The 22,626-nt window shown below is 44.6% G+C and carries 18 protein-coding genes; 14 read left to right on the forward strand and 4 right to left on the reverse strand.

Translation table 11 applies throughout. From position 1 onward, the window contains the following. Window positions 1-7 precede the first annotated feature (7 nt). Entirely contained in the window at window positions 8-1,006 is a 999-nt protein-coding gene (locus tag Q0R52_RS04555; protein WP_295792579.1) for a fumarylacetoacetate hydrolase family protein, read from the reverse strand. Window positions 1,007-1,647: 641 nt separating this feature from the next. Between Q0R52_RS04555 and Q0R52_RS04560 the strand changes: the two genes are divergently transcribed. From Q0R52_RS04560 to Q0R52_RS04615, 12 genes are all read left to right on the forward strand, one after another. Then, window positions 1,648-2,805, forward strand: a complete 1,158-nt coding sequence (locus tag Q0R52_RS04560; RefSeq protein WP_295792580.1) for a homogentisate 1,2-dioxygenase — start codon at window positions 1,648-1,650, stop codon at window positions 2,803-2,805. Window positions 2,806-2,886: 81 nt separating this feature from the next. Then, entirely contained in the window at window positions 2,887-4,011 is a 1,125-nt protein-coding gene (gene hppD / locus Q0R52_RS04565; protein WP_252788004.1) for a 4-hydroxyphenylpyruvate dioxygenase, read from the forward strand. A gap of 134 nt (window positions 4,012-4,145) precedes the next feature. Beyond that, window positions 4,146-4,817, forward strand: coding sequence for a DNA alkylation repair protein (locus Q0R52_RS04570; protein ID WP_295792585.1), 672 nt, complete (start codon window positions 4,146-4,148; stop codon window positions 4,815-4,817). 185 nt (window positions 4,818-5,002) lie between these two features. Beyond that, window positions 5,003-6,484: a PAS domain-containing sensor histidine kinase gene (locus tag Q0R52_RS04575; protein WP_295792587.1), complete on the forward strand. Its 1,482-nt coding sequence runs from the start codon at window positions 5,003-5,005 to the stop codon at window positions 6,482-6,484. Window positions 6,485-6,651: 167 nt separating this feature from the next. Then, complete coding sequence (locus Q0R52_RS04580; RefSeq protein WP_252788007.1) at window positions 6,652-7,530, forward strand: AraC family transcriptional regulator; 879 nt, start codon at window positions 6,652-6,654, stop codon at window positions 7,528-7,530. 209 nt (window positions 7,531-7,739) lie between these two features. Beyond that, window positions 7,740-9,572, forward strand: a complete 1,833-nt coding sequence (locus tag Q0R52_RS04585) for a sodium:solute symporter family protein (RefSeq protein WP_295792589.1) — start codon at window positions 7,740-7,742, stop codon at window positions 9,570-9,572. Between the two features lie 218 nt (window positions 9,573-9,790). Next, window positions 9,791-10,975, forward strand: a complete 1,185-nt coding sequence (locus Q0R52_RS04590; protein WP_295792591.1) for a glycosidase — start codon at window positions 9,791-9,793, stop codon at window positions 10,973-10,975. A 202-nt stretch (window positions 10,976-11,177) separates the two neighbouring features. Next, window positions 11,178-12,374 (forward strand): AGE family epimerase/isomerase, encoded by a 1,197-nt coding sequence (locus tag Q0R52_RS04595; RefSeq protein WP_295792592.1) that lies wholly within the window; start codon window positions 11,178-11,180, stop codon window positions 12,372-12,374. Window positions 12,375-12,427: 53 nt separating this feature from the next. Beyond that, window positions 12,428-14,179, forward strand: coding sequence for an alpha-L-arabinofuranosidase (locus Q0R52_RS04600; protein ID WP_295792594.1), 1,752 nt, complete (start codon window positions 12,428-12,430; stop codon window positions 14,177-14,179). A gap of 55 nt (window positions 14,180-14,234) precedes the next feature. After that, complete coding sequence (locus tag Q0R52_RS04605; protein ID WP_295792597.1) at window positions 14,235-15,452, forward strand: glycoside hydrolase family 27 protein; 1,218 nt, start codon at window positions 14,235-14,237, stop codon at window positions 15,450-15,452. Window positions 15,453-15,507: 55 nt separating this feature from the next. Beyond that, the gene (locus tag Q0R52_RS04610; RefSeq protein ID WP_295792598.1) at window positions 15,508-16,242 is read left to right on the forward strand and encodes a YoaK family protein; all 735 of its coding nucleotides are present in this window, start codon (window positions 15,508-15,510) and stop codon (window positions 16,240-16,242) included. An 81-nt stretch (window positions 16,243-16,323) separates the two neighbouring features. Then, window positions 16,324-16,983, forward strand: a complete 660-nt coding sequence (locus tag Q0R52_RS04615) for a carbonic anhydrase (protein WP_295792599.1) — start codon at window positions 16,324-16,326, stop codon at window positions 16,981-16,983. Between the two features lie 160 nt (window positions 16,984-17,143). On the opposite strand, the gene pruA is transcribed toward Q0R52_RS04615, so the two are convergent. Next, entirely contained in the window at window positions 17,144-18,781 is a 1,638-nt protein-coding gene (gene pruA / locus Q0R52_RS04620; protein ID WP_295792601.1) for an L-glutamate gamma-semialdehyde dehydrogenase, read from the reverse strand. 160 nt (window positions 18,782-18,941) lie between these two features. Between pruA and Q0R52_RS04625 the strand changes: the two genes are divergently transcribed. After that, window positions 18,942-19,784: a DUF2911 domain-containing protein gene (locus Q0R52_RS04625; protein WP_295792603.1), complete on the forward strand. Its 843-nt coding sequence runs from the start codon at window positions 18,942-18,944 to the stop codon at window positions 19,782-19,784. A 58-nt stretch (window positions 19,785-19,842) separates the two neighbouring features. Here the strand turns inward: Q0R52_RS04625 and Q0R52_RS04630 are convergent, their stop codons facing one another. Beyond that, complete coding sequence (locus Q0R52_RS04630; protein ID WP_295792605.1) at window positions 19,843-20,277, reverse strand: hypothetical protein; 435 nt, start codon at window positions 20,275-20,277, stop codon at window positions 19,843-19,845. A gap of 113 nt (window positions 20,278-20,390) precedes the next feature. Beyond that, entirely contained in the window at window positions 20,391-21,101 is a 711-nt protein-coding gene (locus Q0R52_RS04635; protein WP_295792607.1) for a hypothetical protein, read from the reverse strand. A 261-nt stretch (window positions 21,102-21,362) separates the two neighbouring features. Between Q0R52_RS04635 and Q0R52_RS04640 the strand changes: the two genes are divergently transcribed. Beyond that, window positions 21,363-22,592, forward strand: coding sequence for an NADP-dependent isocitrate dehydrogenase (locus Q0R52_RS04640; RefSeq protein WP_295792610.1), 1,230 nt, complete (start codon window positions 21,363-21,365; stop codon window positions 22,590-22,592). The last annotated feature ends 34 nt before the right edge of the window (window positions 22,593-22,626 follow it).

A 22,626-nucleotide genomic window follows, 5' to 3' on the forward strand; every position in this document is an offset into this window, starting at 1 on the left:
AGCAGGCTTATTTTTTCTTCAGCTTCAATATCGAAAAGTCTGTATCAGCCTTTTCAATTACATTGCCCAGCATGCCCAGGCCGGTTACTTCCATTTCTACCAAGTCGCCGGGTTGCAGCCATTGGGTTTGATAGTTAGGGTCGTTAAGCAAGCCAGTTCCGTTAAGTTCGAGAAAACAGCCGGTACCTACAGTGCCCGAGCCTATTACATCGCCTGGGAGTACATCGCAGCCATAAGCGCAACGTTCTATTATTTCAGCAAATGTCCAGTCCATATCGGCCATATTGCCTTGCGATACCTGCTTGCCGTTAACCACGCATTTCATCTCCAGGTTATAAGCATTACCAGTATGACCTGCTTTTGGCGCTACTTTGTATTTTTCCAATTCATCGGGAGTTACCAGCCAAGGGCCTATAACGGTGGAAAAGTCTTTTCCTTTAGCCGGGCCAAGATTAAGCAGCATTTCTTCCATCTGCAAAGTCCGGGCGCTCATATCATTCATAATCATATAACCTGCAATCAGGCTATCCGCATCAGCAGCTTTAACGTTGCGCGCTTTTTTGTTGAGTACAACGGCCACTTCCAGCTCAAAGTCAAGCTTTTCAAAGTGGTCGGGCATACATTCAATTTCGCCGATGCCTTGTATGGCATTATGGTTGGTGAAGTAAAATATCGGGTATTGGTCGAACTCGGCTATCATCCCCACGCCCCTGTTTCTACGAGCAGACTCTACGTGTTGCCTGAAAGCATAGCCATCTCTGCAACTCGTAGGGTGTGGCACAGGCGCCAGCATCTCGAAAAACAGTTCTTCCTTAGCTTCCATTTTACCGGAGGTAATTGCAGCATTTACTTTCTGCGCGCGCTCCATTAGCTCATCACCGCCCCATAAAAATTCATTCATGTTATCAGGCAGCAACTTATCGCACGAGTTAAGGTTATAAATATGCCCTTTTATAAAAACGCCCAGGTGTTCGCGGTCTTCAGTTTTGTAGGAAACTAGCTTCATACGGTTATAATAATTGGTGGTTGGGCCAAAGCTAAGGAATTAGGTTGTAATTGTTGTAGTGGTTGGAATTGTTGTAAGGTTGAAAAGTTGTAAAGTTGGAATGTTCCCATGGTGTGTTATGGCTGCAGCTTTCTCGTCGCCGGGTAAAAACCGACACTACAACATGTGCCGAGCCGATGGCTCTTTAAAATACTTATCAATTACGCCGGGTTGAAACCCGGCGCTACAACACGGGCCGAGCCGATGGCTCTTTAAAACTTTCAAGCTATTTTTCGTCTTTCCGTCTTTCGGACTTCCCGACTTTCGGACTCCTTTGCATTTTTCAATTAAATTACCCTAACTTTGTATTACCAATTTATGAGCATACAAAGGCATTTTCTTTTTTCCCTCGGCCTCACTTCTATGAGTGATGCCTCTTCTTTCAGGGATGCCGTGCTCGCTAAAATTGTTCTGGCGCAGTACTAAATTTGTTGCAAGGTTTTAAGGTTGAAAAGTTGTAAGGTTTTTACCTGGCACGTTCAGCTAAAACTATTTCTATTATAAAACTGTTTAATTTATATTGCTGATAATAAGTTAGTTGATAACATTTCAACCTTACAACTTTTCAACTTTAAAACGTTTTAACATTTCAACATAAAAACATGCCTGTTTACCATAAATTAGGAGCTATTCCGCCAAAGCGGCACACGCAATTCCGCAAGCCGGATGGTACGCTTTATGCCGAAGAACTGGTATCGACCGAGGGCTTTAGCAGCCTGTATTCGCTGGTTTACCATTGCTACCCACCTACCCTTGTAAAGGAGCTCGGCGAGCCGTATTCTGTTGAGCCAAAAATTGCCCGCGAAAAACACCTTAAACATACCAGCTTAATTGGTTTTAAAATTGAGCCGGAAGATGATTACTTAAAGAGCCGCAAGCCCGTACTGGTTAACAGCGATTTACATATCTCATTGGCTGCCCCGCGCAAGTCAATGACCGACTATTTTTATAAAAACAGCCAGGCCGACGAGGTAGTGTTTATACACGAAGGCTCAGGCACTTTAAAAACCGGCTATGGTAATATCAAATTTGTATACGGCGATTACCTGATCATCCCCCGTGGCACCATTTACCAAATGGAATTCGACACGCCGGATAACCGGCTGTTCATCACCGAAAGTTTTAGCCCTATCCGCATACCCAAACGCTATACCAATGCCTACGGGCAGCTGACGGAACAAGCGCCTTATTGCGAACGCGATATTAAACGGCCCACCGATTTGGAAACCCATGATGAACAAGGCGACTTCAAAATCCTCATAAAAAAACAGGGGCTGATATACCCTTACATCTATGGCACTCACCCTTTCGATTTCATCGGCTGGGATGGATTTCATTACCCCTGGGCATTTTCGATACATGATTTTGAGCCGATAACCGGCCGTTTACACCAACCGCCGCCGGTACACCAAACATTCGAGGGGCATAACTTTGTGATCTGCTCATTTGTACCAAGGAAGTTTGACTATCACCCGTTGTCTATACCAGCGCCATACAACCACAGCAACGTGGATAGCGACGAACTGCTATACTATGTCGATGGTGACTTTATGAGCCGCAAAAGCGTGGTTAAAGGGCAAATAACCCTTCACCCCGGTGGCATACCACACGGCCCGCACCCAGGCTCGGTAGAGAAATCGATAGGCAAAGAAGCAACTGACGAACTGGCCGTAATGATAGACCCCTTTAGGCCATTAATGCTAACCGAAGACGCAATAAAAATAGAAGACGAAAATTATTATAAAAGCTGGGTAAGTTGAGGTGAAAGGTAAAAAGCTGAAAGGCGAAAGCTAAAAAGCGTCCGATTAATCACTAACTCACCAATTCACTAATTAAAAAAAATGGAAACACTTACCATAGATAAACAACAAAAAACAACTGATTTTTTACCGCTTAACGGTACCGACCACGTTGAATTTTACGTAGGCAACGCCAAGCAGGCAGCCTTTTATTACAAAACCGCTTTCGGCTTCCAGGATTTGGCTTATGCCGGGCCTGAAACTGGTATGCGCGACCGCGCTTCGTACGTGTTACAGCAAGGGAAAATACGCCTGGTGCTGACAACGCCGCTGCACTCGGACCACCCGATTGCCGAGCACATTAAAAAACATGGCGACGGGGTAAAAATCCTCGCATTATCTGTTGATGATGCTTACGATGCTTTTTACCAAACTACCAGTCGCGGCGCAGAACCATACCAGGAGCCGCAAACCATGACCGATGAATTTGGCGAAGTGCGCACCAGCGGGATAAAGCTTTATGGCGAAACCGTTCACCTTTTTGTGGAGCGTAAAAATTATACCGGCGCGTTTTTACCACATTACGAAAAGATGGATTCGGGCTACCATCCAACACCAACAGGCCTGGTGCACATCGACCATTGTGTAGGCAACGTAGGCTGGCACAAGATGAATGAGTGGGTTAATTTTTACGAGGAGACTATGGGTTTCCGTAACATTTTAACTTTTGATGATAAAATGATTTCGACCGAGTATTCAGCCCTGATGAGCAAGGTGATGAGCAACGGAAATGGCTTTGTAAAGTTCCCGATAAATGAACCGGCAGAAGGTAAAAAGAAGTCGCAAATTGAAGAATACCTTGAATTTTACGAAGGCGAAGGCGTACAGCACCTGGCCCTGGCAACCAATGATATTGTTAACACAGTTACCACGCTGCAGAGCCGCGGCATCGAGTTTTTAACTGTACCGACCACGTATTACGATGAACTCATTGACCGCGTTGGCCACATTGACGAAGACCTGGAGCCATTGAAAAAACTGGGCATTTTGGTCGACCGTGACGACGAAGGTTACCTGCTGCAAATATTCACCAAACCCGTTGAAGACAGGCCGACGCTGTTCTTCGAAATCATCCAGCGTAAAGGTGCAAAATCATTCGGTGCAGGTAATTTCAAAGCGTTGTTTGAGGCGATTGAAAGGGAGCAGGAATTAAGAGGGAATTTGTAAGAGGTTAGGATGACAGAGGTCAGATGTCAGAGATAACCACGGTATCGATTGTGTTCGAATATCGGACCTCCGATTTCTGACTTCCGTCATCATTCGCTATTTTTAAGCCGGGCATAAGTCCGGCTTTTTTTGTCATGACTATCGACGAAACCATCTCCTTTCTCAAACAAAAATCAAACGCTAAACACCATGCCGGCATGAAGCGTTTTGGGATTGACAACCAATCCGCATTGGGTATCCCCCTCCCCGAATTGAGGAAGATAGCAAAGGAAATAAAGACCAATCATGACCTTGCACTTACCTTGTGGAAAATAAATATTCACGAAGCAAAGCTGCTCGCTTCGATGATAGCCGACCCGAAGCAATTTACCGAACAGCAAGCCGACGAATGGGTACACGACTTTTACTCGTGGGACATCTGTGACCAGGTTTGCGGCAACCTGTTATACAGAACGAATTTTGCACTAAACAAGGCCCTTGAGTACACCAATTGCACCGAAGAATTTATAAAACGCGCTGGCTTTGTGCTAATGGCCGAATTCGCCATTCACAATAAAAAAGACCCTGACGATGCATTTTGGGCCTTTTTCCCTATAATGGAACGCGAAGCATGGGACGATCGTAATTTTGTAAAGAAAGCGATTAACTGGGCCTTGCGGCAAATCGGTAAAAGAAACAATACGCTGCGGACCCATGCCGTTGAAACCGCCCAACGGATTTTATTACAGAACACTAAGAGTGCCAGGTGGATAGCCTCTGATGCGCTAAATGAACTATCAGGCAAACCATTGATAATTAATGGTTAAGTTTTGCCGATTTTGCCCTCCAAATTGTTTAACCTCATAACATTTTACATATTATTGCTAACCATTTCGGGGTGGTTTTCGTATTAAGCAGGCTCGCCGGTTTCGCTCCCGGCCGGCTTTGGCATAGAATTTTCTATTACTAACCCTGTAGCTGTTGATTATAACAAAATGAGTTGGATAACAATATGAGCATTACCGTGGGGAACGACTTTTATTCAGATGATGCATCCCATCTTGCTCAAATAATTGATCAATTAAACGCGGGAATTTGGGAGTTTAACGTCAATACAAAAGAGGTTAAATGGTCTGCCGGTTTCTATAAAATTCTTGGGTACGTACCCGGGGAGATAGAGTGTTCCTACAACTTTTTTTTAGACGAACTGCTTTATCACTATGACAAGCCTGTTTTTTTAAAGGCTCTTCACACACGCAGCGCTGAGCCAAGCAATACTGTACAAATAAGGCTGTTAACCAAAACATCGGGCTACCAATGGTTTGAAAGCATTACCAATAAATGGGATGATAACGGTGCGCCAAAATATACCGGCTCGTTGGTAAACATCAACAAATCAAAAATACTGGGCCTGCGCTCGGCACAAAACGATTTCCTTTTTAACGAAACAGGCACTATCGCTAAAATAAGCGGATTCGAAATTGATGTGCCTACCATGAGCCTGTGGCTATCAAAAGAGGCTTTTGACATTTACGAGCTAAACGACCAGCTTAAACTAAGTATTGAAGAAGCAGTTAGTTTTTTTGAGCCCCAGTACCGCCCGCTGATAAATGATGCCATTGACAATGCCATAAAATTTTGCAAGCCTTATGACCTGGAGCTGATGTTCCGTTCGGCAAAAAATAATTTGATTTGGGTACGCGCTAAAGGGCTGCCCATTATTGATGATTATGGTAAATGCGTTAAAATAAGGGGTATACTGCAGGATATTGATAGCATCAAAAAGAAAGGTCTTGCCCTGCAGACGTCCATCGCCTCGTTAAACGACCAGAATAAACGCCTGCAAAACTTCGCTTACATTGTGTCCCACAACCTGCGTTCGCACTCGGGTAATTTGCAGTTTATGGTTAACCTGCACCAGGAAAGTGAATCGGCCGAAGACAGGGCCGAAGTGTTTGCGCATATCAAATCAATAAGTGCCAGCCTGGCTACTACCGTTGAGCACCTTAACGAGATTGTGATGATACATACCGATATCGACAAGGAGCGCAAAACGCTGGAGTTTGAAGAAGTATTTAAAAACGTGATGTCGGCACTGCAAAGCAATATAGACGCATCCGACGCCAAAATTGAATACGACTTTACCCAGTGCCCGGTAATTGAATACATACCAGCCTACCTGGAAAGCATATTCCAAAACCTGCTTACCAATGCACTCAAATACCGCCATATGGACAGGCAACCGGTTATTACCTGCCGCACCATAAAGGATAATAACCATATCTACATGTTATTTGAAGATAACGGCATCGGCATTGACCTTGAACGGTATGGCGATAAAGTATTTGGCATGTACAAGACCTTCCATCAAAACACCGACGCCAAAGGTATCGGCCTGTTCATCACCCGCAACCAAATCGAATCAATGGGTGGCACCATTAAGTTGGATAGTACAGTAAATGTGGGCACCAAGTTCACCATCCGTTTAGTATAACAACGTCAAAAAGTCTTCCTGGAATTTAACACAGGCACTGCCGGGCTGTAATACTGAGCTACCTGGCGCATTACCCGTAAAAAACTTACTCCAACATATCTAATAATTCAACAAAAGTGTTAAATTCGTATCACCAATTTGACCGATTTATACACTAAACTTAGATTATGACTACGAGCAACGTAATGCGCGAAATCACCCCGCTAACACCAAGCGATTGCTTTACCATTTTTTCGAGAGTAAAAAAGAAGTTTGATTTCCCGCTTCACTATCACGAGGAGTATGAATTGAACCTGATTTTGAATGCAAAAGGCGCCAAACGCGTGGTGGGGGGAAATATTGAAGTAATTGATGACCTGGAGCTGGCGCTGATAGGCCCAAACCTGTACCATGCCTGGTTTACCAACCAATGCCAGAGCGAGGCGATAACTGAAATTACCATTCAGTTTCATAAAGATTTATTTGACGAAAAATTCCTGAAACGCAACCAGCTGAGTTTCTTAAAAAGTATGCTGGAGCGCTCGCAAAGAGGGATCGTATTTACACCCGAAACCATAACCGCGCTTAAAGGCCGCATATTAGCCCTCGATAAAAAGACCGGTTTCGACTCGGTGCTAGAATTGTTATCTATCCTGCACGACCTTTCTATCTCGCGCAATATGAAGGTGTTATCCGATTCCGGTTTTACCAACGAAAAGTTTTTTTACAACAGCCGCCGCATCGAAAAAGTGTTTGAGCATATGAACAACAACTACAACAAGCAGGTTACCCTGGCCGAAGTCGCCCGTATTGCCAATATGCCTGAAGCTTCGTTCAGCCGCTTTATTAAAAAGCGCACCGGCAAAACATTTATCGATAGCCTGAACGAAATACGCCTTGGCCATGCCTCAAGGATGCTCATAGATTCGACCACCACAGTTGCCGAAATAGCCTACAAATGCGGCTTTAATAACATTTCCAACTTCAACAGGATATTTAAACGCAAAAAGCTATGCATCCCCAAAGAGTTTAGGGAAACGTATACCGGGAACCGTGTCTTCATCTGAAGATTTGCTAATTTGAAGATTTGAAAATGGCGAAAAAGACTAACATTCGCGATTGAAAATTTGAAGGTGGTGAAATAATTGAAATTTATGGTTAAAAAAGTATTAGATAACCGCTGTTAATAAATCTACTTTAGGCTTACCAATTATTTAACCATTTTGATGCAGCTAATCTTCAAATCAGCATATCATCAAATTTTCAAATCAACCGAATGAAGCTCAACCCCATTGATATTGCCATAATAGCAGCCTACCTGCTAAGCACCATATTTATCGGGTTGTGGTACCGCAAAAAAGCTCGTGAAAATAAAGAAAGCTACATGCTTGGCGGCAAATCGCTGCCCTGGTACAAGCTGGGCCTGAGCGACGCATCGGATATGTTCGACATCAGCGGCACCATGTGGATGGTGAGCCTGTGTTTTGTTTACGGCATGAAAAGCATCTGGATACCCTGGCTTTGGCCGGTGTTTAACCAGGTTTTTTTAATGATGTACCTCTCGCGCTGGCTTCGCCGCTCAAATGCTGCAACCGGGGCCGAGTGGCTTACCTCACGCTTTGGCAAAACAGGACCGGGCGTAACAGCTTCGCAGATCGTGGTTATCGCCTTTGCCCTATTGAGCTGCCTCGCTTTTATGGCCTATGGCTTTATCGGCTTGGGTAAGTTTATCGAAATTTTTGTGCCCTGGGATATGATAAAGGGTTACATCCCTTTTAACGTTGCCCCGCAATATGTACCGCATGTGTACGGCATCATATTTACGTTGTTTGCTATGTTTTATTCCATACTGGGCGGTATGCATAGCATCGTAGTTGGCGATATGGTGAAATACGGCGTAATGACTGTGGCCTGCGTTTGGATTGGTTTTATAGCAGCCGGGCAGCTAAGCAGTCACCCATTAAATGTGCCGAATGGTTGGTTCAGTCCGTTTTTTGGTTCGCACCTCGGGTTAAACTGGTCGGGCATAATTACTGAAGTTAACGCCAAAATAAAAAGCGATGGCTACTCATTATTCGGCCTATTTTTTATGATGATGACCTTTAAAGGTTTTTTTGCAGCCGTGGCTGGTCCCGCACCAAATTACGACATGCAGAAAATCCTTTCCACCCGCTCGCCGGAGGAAGCCAGTAAAATGAGTGGCTTTGTAAATATCATCCTGCTGCCTATCAGGTACACGCTTATCATCAGCCTCACCATATTGGGGCTGATATTTTATCACCAAATGAATTTGAATGATGGCGCCGGAAAAATAGATTTTGAGCGGATACTACCTGCCGTAATCAATAATTTTTTACCGGTCGGGTTGGTTGGCCTATTGTTGGCAGGCTTGCTTGGCGCTTTCATGAGCACTTTTAGCGGCACTATGAATGCAGCCCAGGCTTATATTGTAAATGATATTTACCTGAAATACGTCCGCCCGGATGCGTCGCCAAAAAAGATAATAACCATGAACTATATTGTCGGCGTTATCGTAGTGGCGGTTGGCGTAATGCTGGGCTTTTTTGTGAAAGACATCAACAGCATGCTGCAATGGATAGTATCGGCGCTTTACGGTGGCTACATTGCATCAAACGTTTTGAAATGGCATTGGTGGCGCTTTAACGCCAGCGGTTTTTTCTGGGGGATGCTTACCGGTATAGCGGCGGCAATGGTATCATCAATAGTTATTCCGGATGGAGAATTGTTATACTGGTTCCCTGTTTTGTTTGCGCTTTCGCTGGCTGGCTCTATCATTGGCGCTTACGCAACGCCGCCAACGGATATGGCTGTGTTAAAGTCATTCTACTCAAATGTCAGGCCATGGGGTTTTTGGGAACCGGTTAAGCAGGCTGTGCTGGCTGACGACCCAACATTTAAAGCTAACAAAAACTTTAAGGTAAATATGTTCAACGTGGTAATTGGTACCATGGCGCAATGCTGCCTCACCATTTTACCCATGTACCTGGTACTGGGGCAGCATATGCCGCTGCTGGTAACTATAGGGATACTGGCGGTGATAATATTGATATTGAAGAAGACATGGTGGAATAGATTGGGGGAATATTGATTGGTGATGGGATTAAGGGGATAATATGTAAACCGAATTCACATGACTTGGTCGCCTCACCTAAAGTCCTCTCCAAAGGAGAGGACTTTAGCTTTGCTCGTTTTTTAGAACCCTCTCCTTTGGAGAGGGCAGGGTGAGGCGAAGACAAGCCAATGTGAGAAGCTTCAATATACGTTTTCAGCAAAACACAAAAATGATTACAAAGCACAAAATACAATATGACAACAGACTTTGAAAAACGCCTTAACCTGCTGGATATTGAGCACCGGCAGTTGCTGAAAAAGCCCAACGAAATTGCTGGACTGGGCAACGGCGTTTTCGACCGTTATAAAAATCCGGTATTAACCGCCGCACATACACCGCTATTTTGGCGCTATGATTTAAACCCCGAAACCAATCCGTATTTAATGGAGCGTTTCGGTATAAACGCAACGTTCAACGCAGGTGCCATAAAGCTTAACGGTAAATATTTAATGGTGGTGAGGGTTGAGGGCGCCGACCGGAAATCATTTTTCGCGGTGGCCGAAAGCCCGGACGGCCTTAGCAATTTTACTTTTTGGGAGTACCCGGTTGATTTACCGGAAACCGATGAGCCGGACACCAACGTGTACGACATGCGCCTAACCGCGCACCAAGACGGCTGGATTTATGGCCTGTTTTGCACAGAGCGCCGCGACCCTGATGCACCCGCTTACGACCAGAGCATGGCCGTTGCGGCCTGCGGGATTGCACGCACCAAAGATTTACTTACCTGGCAGCGCCTGCCCGATTTGATAACCAATTCGCCCCAGCAGCGCAATGTGGTTTTGCACCCGGAGTTTGTGGATAATAAGTATGCGTTATATACCCGCCCGCAGGATGGCTTTATCAGCGCAGGCAAAGGTGGCGGCATAGGTTTTGGCTTAACCGACGCTATGGAAAACGCCCGTGTTGACGAGGAAACCATCATCGACAATAAAAATTACCACACCGTTTACGAGGCCAAAAACGGCCAGGGACCAACACCCATAAAAACGGCAAAAGGCTGGCTGCACCTGGCGCATGGGGTACGTAATACCGCCGCCGGTCTGCGCTATGTGCTATATATGTTTATGACCGACCTCCACGATTTAACCAAAGTACTGCACAAGCCGGGCAGCTATTTTTTAGCTCCCGAAGGTGAAGAACGTACAGGCGATGTGTCAAACGTGGTGTTCTGCAACGGCTGGATAGCGGATAATGACGGGACGGTTTACATTTACTATGCATCGTCGGATACGCGTATGCATGTTGCCACCAGCACTGTCGACAAGTTGGTTGATTATGTGATGAATACCCCTGCGGATGGTTTGCGTTCGGCGTCGTCAGTAAATACATTGAGCAGGTTGATTGATGGAAATTTAAGGGCGAAATCGTTGGTTTGAACCATGATTCGCCTGATTAAAGGATTATTTGATTTTAATTCAAAAACTTACATCCTTTAAGTATAGCAACAACTATGGAGCATTTTGAAAAAATCAAAACACTTGATAATCAACATATTTCAAAGCGTTCCAGGTGTTCCGCGTGTAAAACTGGAACGCTTCGGCATTTGGCGGAGATAGGTGAGACAGGTAAAACACTACCATGAAACAACAACAACTAAATATCTTCAAAAAGGAGCTCACGGATGAATTAAAAAACATCCTCACCTGGTGGGCCGCTCATGCTCCCGACAATGCAAACGGTGGCTTTTATGGTAAAATTGATGACGACAATCTAGTGACAGCCGATGCGCCAAAAGGGTCGGTACTAAACGCGCGGATCTTATGGTCGTTTGCAGCGGCTTATAATCATCAGCCTGAACATGTATACCTGGAGATGGCAGATAGGGCCTATCAATACATCATCAGTCATTTTATCGACAGTGAAGAAGGCGGGGTTTATTGGTCGGTTAATTATAAAGGCGAACCGCTGGATACCAAAAAGCAAGTTTATGCCATCGCGTTTACCATTTACGCCCTGAGTGAATATTATCGCGCCGGCAAAATAGAAAATGCCAAACAATTGGCAATCGACCTATTTTACCTGCTGATTGAAAAAACCTACGACCCAATAAAAACCGGCTACTTCGAAGCTTTTACCAAAGATTGGCACCCCATCGCCGACCTGCGCCTGAGCGCCAAAGACGCCAACGAAAAAAAGACAATGAACACCCACCTGCATGTACTGGAAGGCTATACCAACTTGTACCGCATTTGGCCGGATAAGGCGTTGGGCGAGCATATCAAAATGCTGCTGAATAATTTTTTTGAGCATTTTATCGATAAGAAAACCAATCATCTCAGGCTCTTTTTTGATGAAAACTGGAACGCGAAAGGCGATTTGATATCCTACGGGCATGATATAGAAGCTACGTGGCTGTTGCTGGAAGCGGCGGAGGCAATTGGAGATGAAGCAAGCATCAAAAAAACAAAGGAAATAACGATTGCAATGGCCGATGCAACCATCACCGGACTTGATATTGATGGCGGGCTTTGGTACGAATATGAGCCAAAAGAAAACTGCCTGGTAAAAGAAAAACACTGGTGGGTACAAGCAGAGGCGATGGTTGGTTTCTTTAACGCCTGGCAAATAAGTGGCGATGAAAAGCATTTAAACATCAGCCTGAAAAACTGGGAATTTGTAAAAACGAAAATATTGAATAAGCAAAATGGCGAATGGTTTTGGGGCACAAATGAAAACGGCGGCGTAATGCCGGGCGAGGATAAAGCCGGGATTTGGAAGTGCCCCTATCATAACAGCAGGGCGTGTTTGGAGTTGATTGGGAGAATGGTTGATTAAGTTGATTAGGTTAGATTGGGTTAATTAAATTCAATGATTAAAGAATTTCTAAAATGAAGAATTTTAAAGGAGTTATAATAATAGGGTTATTCGCAATACTGCAATCCTGCAAAAAACAGGGAACAACTAACACAGTTACAGGGGGTGATACAGGCACTGACACAGGTAGTGGTACAATTGTAGCAGGCACCGACGCTGCAGTTGCCGCCACGCAAGGTTTTTTCCTGGATGGGTGGGCAACCAGGACATTTGCAGTGCCCGGAACGCAGGATGCGGCAAAACCATCGACAAGCGGAGTGGTAAACGTTACGGTAGACTTGAGCCAGATTACCACTAAAGTGTCGAAGCTGATATTTGGTAATAATACCAACCCATACATGGGCCAGTATGTTACCGACCCGACGCTGATGGCCAATATAACCGCGTTGGCACCCAATATTTTGCGCGCACCGGGTGGCAGTATATCCGACATCTATTTTTGGAATGGCGATGGCGCTGTTATTAACGCCCCGGCAGACGCCCCTGCTAAATTGCTTGATGGCTCGGGCAATGCCTCCGATGCGGGTTATTGGTATGGGAACAACACCCAAAGCTGGACATTTACAATCGACAACTATTATAAGGTATTGCAGCAAACCAGCAGCACGGGCCTTATCATAGTTAACTATGGCTACGCCCGCTACGGCACCGGCCCCCACCCCGACCAGGCAGCCGCTCACCTTGCTGCCAATTGGGTTCGGTACGACAAGGGGAAGACCCAATTTTGGGACGTAGGCAACGAAAACTACGGCAGTTGGGAGGCAGGTTACCGTATAGATGTATCACAAAACAAGGATGGCCAACCTGAGTTTATAACCGGGAAAGTTTACGGTGCCCATTTTAAAGTATTTGCGGATTCGATGCGGAAAGCTGCTGCAGAGGTGGGGAACGCCAATATAAAAATTGGGGCGGTGCTAACCTCAACAGATGACGTTAACAACAACGCAGGCGTTAAAAACTGGAATGCCGATGTGTTGGCAACTGCAGGTAATTCGCCGGATTATTTTGTGGTGCACAACTATTATACGCCATACAACGACAACTCAAGCGCGTCGGTTATTTTAAACACCGCGGCTACTTCAACAAGCCAGCTGATGGCCTGGGTAAAAAGTTCTGTTAGCAAGGCTGGCGTAATGCAAAAACCGGTGGCGCTGGATGAATGGAACATACAAGCAACCGGATCGGCGCAAAACGTATCGAATATTGCAGGTTTGCACGCGGTAATGAGTTTGGGCGAGATGTTAAAAAACCAATTTAGTATGGCCAGTCGCTGGGATTTAGCCAATGGCTGGGCTGGCGGCGACGACATGGGTATGTTTAACATCGGCGATGAAACCGGCGTAGCCAAATGGAACCCCAGGCCAGCGTTTTATTACATGTATTATTTTCAAAAATACTTTGGCGACAGGATGGTAAACTCGATAGTTATTAATAGCAGCGACATTAGCAGCTATGCGTCGACATTTTCATCGGGACAGGCCGGGGTGGTTTTGGTAAACCAGTCGGATGGCGACCATGTGGTAACCGTAAAAATCAAGAACTTTGCGGCGGGCGACAAATATTACTACTACACACTAAAAGGCGGAGGCGATAACGCTCCGTTTTCCCACCAGGTTTTGATAAACGGCATTGGGCCTGCAAATGGTAAATCTGGTGGCTCGGACAGTTATGCGTCCATTCCTGCAAATACGGCGAGTATTTCTGGTGGCATAACCGTTACCGTGCCTAAGTACGGTGCAGTGTTTTTGGTGGCAGATAAAAAGTGATATATCAGCCAGTATAGTTAGATTTGATTTATCAGCTTAAAACCCAATTATGAATATGAAATTTAAAAGTAAAGCCCTGTTAGCCGTGCTGTTTTGTACTATGGCTTCCGTCTCTGCATTCGCCCAGAAATTTGAGGAACTGGCCCAAACCCCACCAATGGGCTGGAACAGTTGGAACACATTCCAAACCAAGATAGACGAGCCATTGCTGAAAGGAATGGTCGATACTTACCTAACATCGGGTATGAAAGATGCGGGTTATACCTATTTTGTTTTGGACGATGGCTGGATGACGATGGAACGCGACAAAGACGGCAACCTGGTTGCCGACCCACAGAAATTCCCGAACGGTATGAAGGCCTTTGCCGACTATGTGCACTCCAAAGGGTTAAAATTTGGGATATACAATTGCGCCGGCACCAAAACCTGCGCCGGTTACCCCGGTACGCGCGGCTACGAATACCAAGATGCGCGTTTGTATGCATCATGGGGCGTTGACTATTTAAAGTTCGACTGGTGCAACACCGAAGGGATAAATGCCAAAGAAGCCTACGCAACTATGGCTAAAGCTATCCGTGCGGCAGGCAGGCCAATGATTTTCAGCCTGTGCGAATGGGGACAGCACCAGCCCTGGAAATGGGCGGCAAAAGACGGGCAGTTATGGCGCAGTACCGGCGATATTGGCAATGCGTTTGAAGAAACAGTTGCCAAAGATGGCTGGAAACCTTTGAGCGTATTAAATATACTGGACCGCCAGGACAGCATCAGACAGTACGCCGGTCCAGGTCATTGGAACGACCCCGATATGCTGGAAGTTGGCAACGGGATGAAATATAACGAAGATAAGGCCCACTTCTCGCTCTGGTGCATGCTTGCCGCCCCGTTGATGGCAGGCAATGATCTTCGCAAAATGAGTGAACAGACCACCGCCATTTTAACTAACAAAGAACTGATTGCCATTGACCAGGATGCGCTTGGCGTGGAATGTTTTAAATACTATTCGTTTGATGGGATCGAGATCTTTGTAAAGCCACTTGCGAACAACGAGTTGGCCATATGCTTTTTAAACCGCTCAAACCGCCCGCAAAACGTAAACTTTGACTGGAAAGCTCACATAATATCGGATGCAATAACCAAAACAAATATCGACTTCAACCAAGCCACTTATAAGCTGCATGATATATGGGCGAAAAAGGATATTGGCACCACGGATAAGCTTTTCAAGCAAACCATAGGGGCTGATGACGTTGTCGTATTGAGGTTAACCAAATAAGGTTTAAACCTTCGAAAGTTTAGAGGGCGGGATAAAAATTTTTTATCTTGCCCGCATGTTACGTCAATCAAAAGAAGAACGCACATTTAAACAAAACCTGTTACTGGCGTCGTCTACGGCGCTGGCGGCCGGGATAACAAATGCTGCCGGGATGATTGCTTTCCTGGCGTTTACGGCAAATGTGACGGGTCATGTAGCTAACCTGGCAAAGCACATTGTTCAGCAAAACTTTAGGGAGATATTGGTGTTTGTAATTTGGTTGCTTTTATTTTTTGCAGGAGCATTTTTATCAAGCTTTATTGTGCGCTCCTATCGTCACATCAGCGATTACCGCGCCCACTCCATCCCTATTATAATTGAAATTGTAGTATTGGTATTTGTCGCCATTTATGGCCACCACTTTTACACCGAAACGCTGCTTGAGCGCGAAATAGTTATCGGCGCGATAATATTTTCCATGGGACTGCAGAACAGCCTGGTATCAACAGTATCAGGCGGCTTAATTAAAACCTCACATCTCACCGGCTTATTTACCGATTTGGGTGGCGACATAGCCGAATGGTTACACCCCAAAGCTGAGAAAACAACTGCTGTGAAAAACAAAATTTATATCAGGATAACTATACTTGGCTTTTACCTGGGTGGCGCCCTTTTAGGTGGTTTTTTGTTCGACTACTTTGATTTTGCCACGTTTTACTTTGTGCCGGCTATTTTATTGGTGATTTTATATTACGATTTAACCCACCTGGCTGTACACAAGATAACAAAAGCATTTTCAAAGGACGCTTGAATAATTACAAGGCATTAACATGCAGTAATTAAGTAGTTTTAAATTTTATATTTTTGCTCGATAAAAACATCCCTAAAAAACATGAGTCTCAACGAAAACAACCCGCCGATAGACGACCTATACAGCAGCCTGCTTGACGGTAACAAAGAATTTGTAGCCCACTCCTTAAACCAGGACCCTGAATATTTTAATAAACTGGCCGCCGGCCAGGCACCACCGGTTTTGTGGATAGGTTGCGCTGATAGCCGTGTACCCGCTAACCAGATTACCAACACTGCACCAGGTGAAATATTTGTGCACCGCAATATTGCCAACATGGTGGTGCATTCGGATATGAACATGTTATCGGTACTGGATTACGCGGTTAATGTGTTGAAGGTAAAACATGTGATAGTAACCGGCCACTATGGCTGCGGAGGTGTTTTGGCAGCGCTTGGCAACCAGCAAGTAGGTTTAATAGATAACTGGCTGAGGCACATTAAAGATGTTTACCGCCTGCACAAAGATGAACTTGATGCTATTGAAGACATAACCAAAAAAGGCGACAGGCTTGTTGAGTTTAACGTAATTGAAAACGTTTATAATCTTTGTAAAACCTCGATAGTACAAAACGCATGGAAAAGTGGCCAGGGACTGGGTGTACATGGCTGGGTATACAGCCTCAAAACCGGTATTATTACTGACATGAAGGTGAGCGCCTTTGACAATGCCAATATGGATAACGTGTTTAAGTTCAAGTGAGAAAGAACCAAGAGTCAATGAGCAAGAGTCAAGAACCAAGAATCAAGACAGGAAGAAAAATAGCGCGACTAAATAATCGCTAAAAAACAGAAAAGCCGGTAATTATTCAACATACCGGCTTTTTTATCTTGATTCTTGGCTCTTGATTCTTGGCTCTCTTTTAGAGTTCCTTCGTCAAAAACGGGTACCTGTAATCCTTAGGCGGGTCAAAGGTTTCCTTAATGGTCCGTGGCGATACCCATCGCAGCAGGTTTATCATTGAGCCGGCTTTATCGTCGGTTCCAGAGCCGCGTGCACCACCGAAAGGTTGCTGGCCTACTACGGCACCGGTAGGCTTATCGTTAATATAAAAGTTTCCGGCTGCATTGCGTAAGTGGTGGGTTGCTTTGGCAATAGCGTACCTGTCCTGCGAGATAATGGCGCCAGTAAGGGCGTAGATGGAAGTTTTATCTACCACATCCAGTATCTCATCAAACTTGTCATCCTCGTATACATAAATAGTAAGTACAGGACCGAACAGTTCTTCGCACATGGTTACGTAATATGGATCATCAACGCGTATTACGGTAGGCTCAATAAACCAGCCTTTGGTTTTATCATAATTTCCACCTGCAACAATTTCTGTAGCGGCGTCTTTTTTGGCAGCATCGATGTATCCTGCAAGCTTATCGAAAGACGCTTCAGTGATAACTGCATTAATAAAGTTTTCAAAATCCTCAACCGGCCCCATTTTAAACGAGGTGATATCGCGCTGCATATTTGCCTTTACAGCAGGCCATAATGATTTGGGGATATAAGCCCTTGAAGCAGCCGAGCATTTTTGCCCCTGGTATTCAAATGCACCGCGAACAAGTGCAGTGCTAACCACTTCGGCATCGGCACTGGCATGTGCCAAAACAAAGTCTTTACCACCTGTTTCGCCAACTATGCGCGGGTAGGTTTTATATTTATGGATGTTGTTGCCAATAGTTTGCCATATATTCTGGAATACGCCCGTTGAGCCGGTAAAGTGTATCCCTGCAAAATCAGGATGGTTAAATATAACGTCGCCTGCAACCGGGCCGCTAACATACACCAGGTTGATTACACCGGCAGGCATGCCTGCTTCAATAAATACCTGCATCAAAACGTTTGCTGCATAAATTTGAGTGTAGGCGGGCTTCCATACCACCACGTTGCCCATCATGGCAGCCGAGGTTGGCAGGTTACCTGCAATAGCAGTAAAGTTAAACGGTGTTAAGGCAAACACAAAGCCTTCCAGCGGGCGCTGCTCCACACGGTTCCAAACACCTTTGCCCGATACCGGGGGTTGTTGTTTGTAAATTTCGGTCATATACTCTACGTTGAAACGCAGGAAATCTATGAGTTCGCAAGCCGAATCAATTTCGGCCTGGTAGGCATTTTTGCTTTGGCCCAGCATGGTCGCTGCATTTACTTTGGCGCGGTACGGGCCGGCAAGCAATTCGGCAGCTTTTAAAAACACGGCGGCACGCTGTTCCCATGGAAGGTTCTCCCAATCGGCTTTGGCAGCAAGTGCTGCATCAATGGCTGCTGTTACGTGGCTGGCATCACCTTCAGAAAATGTAGCCAATACATGCTGATGATCGTGTGGTGGGCGAATTTCCTTTTTGTTATTGGTGCGAACTTCTTTGCCGCCAATATACATGGGGATATCAATTTTTTTGGCGCGTGCTTCATCCAAAGCAGCTTTAAGCGTAGCCCTTTCCACGCTGCGCGGGCCGTAATTTAATACCGGCTCATTTTGCGGCGTAGGGACGTTGAAAAATCCTTTAAGCATAAAATGTTGTTAGTTACTACGTGGCAAAGATATAAATTTTGACAAGCATAATTTTGAATGAAGTGTCAAAATACAGTTTCAAAAACGAAGGACAATAACAGATAAAAATCAAGTACGCGGCGAGTATATTTTTGATAACTTGCACCAAAATTTTATCACCATGAAATATAACTTAAAACTCATTTTGCTGGCGGCTTTAACCGTTTTTACAGCAAGCACCTATGCGCAGCTAACTCCCGCACCCAGTTCAACCCAAACAATTACACAAGACTTTGGCCTGGGAAAGATAAACCTCACCTACTCGAGACCGAACGTTAAAGGCCGCAAAATATTTGGCAATGTTGAGCCTTACGGCAAAGTTTGGCGCACCGGGGCCAACTCGGCGACAGTAATCAAATTCAGCGATGACGTGTCAATCGAAGGGCACAAAGTTCCTGCAGGCGAATACGGCTTGTTCAGCATTCCTGGCGAAAGCGAATGGACCATTATCCTGAGTAAAAACCCGAAACAATGGGGCGCCTACACCTACAAAGAAGCCGATGACTACCTACGCTTTACAGTTAAGCCTGTTAAACTTAATGAAACCCAGGAAACATTTACCATGCAGTTTGTAAACGTTTTCCCAACCAGCGCCGAGTTGCACTTAATGTGGGAGCACACCGCACTCAATCTGCACCTTACAACCGATATAGACGCAAAGGTGATGTCGAGGATTGACTCGGCTATGAAAACAGATAAAAAACCTTACTATGAGGCCGTTATTTACTACTACAACAATAACAAGGATTTGAAGACGGCATTGCCATGGGCCGAAGAAATGGGTAAAATGCCCGGCATGCCTCCGTTTGTTGCCGATTTATGGAAAGCTCGTGTACAGTTAAAAACAGGCGATAAGACCGGCGCGATAACCACAGCCACCGCAGGCGTTGAAGCTGCTAAAAAAGCCAATAACGATGAGTATACCCGCTTAAATACAGAGTTGATAGCGCTGGCGAAGAAATAAATTTGCGATAGCTACTTCAAAGAAAAAGGCTGTTAACATTAACAGCCTTTTTCTTTTATTATAGCTTCTTATTCAACCTGTCGTTTTTGGGATAACCTTCTTCGTCCAAATCGGTGCGGTCGTCTTCGGGGGTATGACTTAGTTTTTTATCGGCAGCATCAAGCTGAACAATGTGGCCGTCATCAATATGCATTCCTAATTTGTCAACATCAGTTTCTAACGATTCATTGGGGATATATTCCTCACCGGCATCATAAGGATTTGCTTCATCATAGGTCGAGTTCATATCCTCACCGTTTTTTACAGAGGTATTGTACGGATCGGCGTGCTGGTACTCGGGGTCGTCGCTTTTCACATCGTATTCAAAGCTATCATCTTCGGCGTTATATTTCAGATCTTCCTTATCAATGGTTTCGCCAAGCTCATCTTTCAGGGTGCGGTCCCGGTCTTCGCCTTCACTATCAAAAACAGGGTCAAATGGTTCGTTGTTCATAGGTTTTCGTGTTAGTTGTTGTAATGTTGAAAAGTTGGAATGTTGTAAAGTTACTCCTTTTGAAGTGCAATTTAACCACTCACCTAATCAACCCAATCTAAATAATCAACCTATCAATAAGTAATTTGTTTTCGGTAAGATGTAAGTGCTGCACCAATGGCAAATTTTACACCAATGGTAAATTGGGTGTATACGTCTTTTTTAGCACCGGCCGTAAAACCGTCAAGGTTGTCGCCAAAAACATAGTTGTAGTTATAGCCAAGATCAATTTTAGCGCTAGGCTGTGAGTACCTGTTAAACAGCTTAATTTCATAACCTATACGGATAGGTAAAAACGGTTCCTTTGTTTTATCGTCGCCACCAGTATAAAAACCCGGCACTTTTTCGGAAGTGCGGCTTATTTGGGTTATGTTATTGCGCGCAAAGCCCAGGCCAAGCGAAACATACAGGTTTTTAAGACCATTCATAAACGGGCTGCGCGAATAATCCATGATCTCACCCATTTGCAGTTGTCCTCTAAAAACGAAAGCTGCAAAATCATTATTAAAATACCTGCCCGAATTTGTGGCAACAGAGTCGCCGCCGCGCAGTTTACCCAATTGCACCTCGAACACAAAATTGGTATAAGGCGTTGCGTTATAGGTAAAATTAAAATGAATGGCCGGCATCATTGTAGTTGTTTCGGCATCGCCATAAACCGTATTAAAGCTTACAGCAGTACCTACATCATAAAGCGCATAATTGTAGCCTGCCTGACCTTTCGCTATAAATGTAGTACCAACAAACAGGGTTATGAAAATTGTTTTGAGGATATGTTTCATCATAATTTATAGCAGCACCTTTGTAAAGGGTTAACCAGTGGTTTAATTATATTTTATAAAAATAGTATCTAAGTTTAGAAAAATAGCATGTTGGGTAAAGAAAAGTTAAATGATGAGTAGCTAGTGGTGAATAGCAAGTGGTTAAAAACGACAGCAACTGGTAAATTTTGACAAAAAAACGTCAAATACTCACTATAAACTTCTCATTATTCACCAAACCATTTTTATATATTTGGAGCCATTTAAAAAATAACCATACCGAAGATGTCGAAAATTAAAGTAGAAAATCCTGTAGTTGAGCTTGACGGCGATGAAATGACCCGTATTATATGGAAGTTTATCAAAGATAAACTGATAATCCCGTACCTGGACCTTGATATTAAGTATTACGACCTTGGTATTGAGTACCGCGACGAAACCAACGACCAGGTTACTATTGATGCTGCAAATGCTATAAAACAATATGGCGTAGGCATAAAATGCGCCACCATTACACCCGACGAAGAGCGTGTAAAGGAATTTAATTTAAAACAAATGTGGAAATCGCCAAACGGCACTATCCGCAATATACTGGATGGTACTGTTTTTCGTGAGCCTATTGTTATGGCTAACGTGCCGCGTTTGGTACCAAACTGGACAGCCCCTATATGCATTGGCCGTCATGCTTTTGGCGACCAGTACCGCGCTACCGATTTTTTAACCAAAGGCAAAGGTAAGCTGACTATTAAGTTTACACCCGAAGACGGCAGTCCGGAACAATCGTTCGAGGTTTTCAACTTTAAAGGTGATGGCGTGGCGCTGGCTATGTATAACACCGATGAGTCGATAAAAGGCTTTGCACGTGCTTGCTTTAACCAGGCTTTGCTAAAAAAATGGCCTTTATATTTATCAACCAAAAACACCATCCTTAAAAAATACGACGGCAGGTTTAAAGATATTTTCCAGGAGATATATGAAAACGAATTTAAGCAGGAATTTGAAGCCAACCAGCTTACCTACGAGCACCGCTTGATTGATGACATGGTTGCATCAGCACTTAAATGGCACGGTAATTTTGTTTGGGCTTGTAAAAACTATGATGGCGACGTACAATCAGACACTGTTGCACAGGGCTTTGGTTCATTAGGCTTAATGACCTCAACGCTGGTTACTCCTGACGGAACAGTTATGGAGGCCGAAGCCGCACACGGCACGGTTACCCGCCACTATCGTGAGCACCAGGCCGGCAAACCAACCTCAACCAACCCCATCGCATCTATTTTTGCGTGGACACGCGGCTTAGAGTTCCGTGGTTTGTTGGATAAAAACCAGGAGCTGATAAACTTCTGCAAGGCCCTTGAAGAAGTTTGTATTGAAACAGTTGAAAGCGGCAAAATGACTAAAGACCTTGCCATCACCATAAAACCAAAAGTGGAGCACGGTACCGATTATTTGTACACCGAAGAATTTTTGGCTGCTATTGACGAAAATTTGAAAAAGAAACTGGGGAAATAATAATTTACCGGTTTACTGATAATAAGAAAAGCCA

Source organism: Mucilaginibacter sp. (assembly GCF_025359345.1).
Lineage (GTDB): Bacteria > Bacteroidota > Bacteroidia > Sphingobacteriales > Sphingobacteriaceae > Mucilaginibacter.

Bases quoted from the DNA above. Each gene is read 5' to 3' on its own strand.
- Q0R52_RS04555 (WP_295792579.1), bottom strand. From the start codon at position 1,006: ATGAAGCTAGTTTCCTACAAAACTGAAGACCGCGAACACCTGGGCGTT.
- Q0R52_RS04560 (WP_295792580.1), top strand. From the start codon at position 1,648: ATGCCTGTTTACCATAAATTAGGAGCTATTCCGCCAAAGCGGCACACG.
- hppD (WP_252788004.1), top strand. From the start codon at position 2,887: ATGGAAACACTTACCATAGATAAACAACAAAAAACAACTGATTTTTTA.
- Q0R52_RS04570 (WP_295792585.1), top strand. From the start codon at position 4,146: ATGACTATCGACGAAACCATCTCCTTTCTCAAACAAAAATCAAACGCT.
- Q0R52_RS04575 (WP_295792587.1), top strand. From the start codon at position 5,003: ATGAGCATTACCGTGGGGAACGACTTTTATTCAGATGATGCATCCCAT.
- Q0R52_RS04580 (WP_252788007.1), top strand. From the start codon at position 6,652: ATGACTACGAGCAACGTAATGCGCGAAATCACCCCGCTAACACCAAGC.
- Q0R52_RS04585 (WP_295792589.1), top strand. From the start codon at position 7,740: ATGAAGCTCAACCCCATTGATATTGCCATAATAGCAGCCTACCTGCTA.
- Q0R52_RS04590 (WP_295792591.1), top strand. From the start codon at position 9,791: ATGACAACAGACTTTGAAAAACGCCTTAACCTGCTGGATATTGAGCAC.
- Q0R52_RS04595 (WP_295792592.1), top strand. From the start codon at position 11,178: ATGAAACAACAACAACTAAATATCTTCAAAAAGGAGCTCACGGATGAA.
- Q0R52_RS04600 (WP_295792594.1), top strand. From the start codon at position 12,428: ATGAAGAATTTTAAAGGAGTTATAATAATAGGGTTATTCGCAATACTG.
- Q0R52_RS04605 (WP_295792597.1), top strand. From the start codon at position 14,235: ATGAAATTTAAAAGTAAAGCCCTGTTAGCCGTGCTGTTTTGTACTATG.
- Q0R52_RS04610 (WP_295792598.1), top strand. From the start codon at position 15,508: ATGTTACGTCAATCAAAAGAAGAACGCACATTTAAACAAAACCTGTTA.
- Q0R52_RS04615 (WP_295792599.1), top strand. From the start codon at position 16,324: ATGAGTCTCAACGAAAACAACCCGCCGATAGACGACCTATACAGCAGC.
- pruA (WP_295792601.1), bottom strand. From the start codon at position 18,781: ATGCTTAAAGGATTTTTCAACGTCCCTACGCCGCAAAATGAGCCGGTA.
- Q0R52_RS04625 (WP_295792603.1), top strand. From the start codon at position 18,942: ATGAAATATAACTTAAAACTCATTTTGCTGGCGGCTTTAACCGTTTTT.
- Q0R52_RS04630 (WP_295792605.1), bottom strand. From the start codon at position 20,277: ATGAACAACGAACCATTTGACCCTGTTTTTGATAGTGAAGGCGAAGAC.
- Q0R52_RS04635 (WP_295792607.1), bottom strand. From the start codon at position 21,101: ATGATGAAACATATCCTCAAAACAATTTTCATAACCCTGTTTGTTGGT.
- Q0R52_RS04640 (WP_295792610.1), top strand. From the start codon at position 21,363: ATGTCGAAAATTAAAGTAGAAAATCCTGTAGTTGAGCTTGACGGCGAT.